This window comes from Vibrio sp. Vb1554 (assembly GCF_033344235.1).
This window is the reverse complement of the sequence record NZ_JAWPOJ010000510.1, coordinates 1-1,000: the sequence shown is the minus strand read 5'-3', so window position 1 is coordinate 1,000 and position 1,000 is coordinate 1. Positions and strand designations below refer to the sequence as shown.

The 1,000-nt window shown below is 43.3% G+C and carries 1 protein-coding gene; it reads left to right on the top strand.

Annotation, left to right across the window (positions count from 1 at the left end):
- On the top strand, positions 1-712 hold a 712-nt coding region (gene mepA, locus R8N28_RS27410), incomplete at its 5' end, for a penicillin-insensitive murein endopeptidase (RefSeq protein WP_318183942.1).
- Positions 713-1,000 lie beyond the last annotated feature (288 nt).

The following is a 1,000-nucleotide window of genomic DNA, read 5'->3' as shown; positions in this document are numbered from 1 at the left end:
CTGCTTAGATGGGGCCTCCCCCCTGCCTTTAGAAGGTACAGGTTATCAAGTGTTACGTAGTCGAACGAATCGCTACTATGGGCACCCTAACACTATAGATTTTGTTGAAAGCCTAGCTTTAAAGGCGAATCAACAGTTAAAAACTACTTTACTAATTGGCGACCTTTCTTTACCTCGTGGCGGCCGTTTTTCATCTGGTCATTCAAGCCATCAAACGGGGCTGGATATTGATATCTGGTTGCGTTTAGCTGACTCTCCTCTCTCCTATAACGAACTTCAATTGCCGAAACCGATGAGTGTGGTTGATCTGCAAGACTACTCGATATTAAATCATCGATGGGATAAGAGGCATTTTGAACTCATCCGTTATGCTGCTAAGAGCGATGAGGTGGCTCGTATCTTTGTTCACCCTGTTATCAAGGAGCAACTGTGTGCTCAGGAAGGGGGAAAAGATCGTTCTTGGCTACGTAAAGTTCGTCCTTGGTGGGGACATCATTATCATTTTCATGTGCGCTTATCATGCCCTGACTCAAGCTCTAATTGTGTCGATCAAGCACCTCCTCCTTCTGGTGATGGGTGTGGTTCGGAGTTAGCGAGTTGGAAGCCAAAAGCAGTTGTCCCTGCGAAGCCCCAGCCAGAAAAAGTAGCGGCTAAACCTAAAAAGAAAAAAGCGATTCCACCACAATGTCAGCCACTTATCGTCAGTAAATAACGTCTTATCTTTGTTCTTGTTTCGGCTCAGGTATCTCTTTTATGAAACTGGAGAAACATCATACTTTTGTCTACAGTGAATAATACCAATACAAAAACTAACCCAACTCGTTTGGGTGACATATTATAGAAATCTTAAATAAACAACGGGTTGTATGTATTGTTGAGTGGTAACGACTCTGTTTTGAAAGATCTTTCGTCACGATACTCTGATTTCTGAACAATATGTCTGTCGGTTGGTAAGTAAAATAGGCAACGCAGACAAGGTATTGAGGCGGGGTTGTGGAGT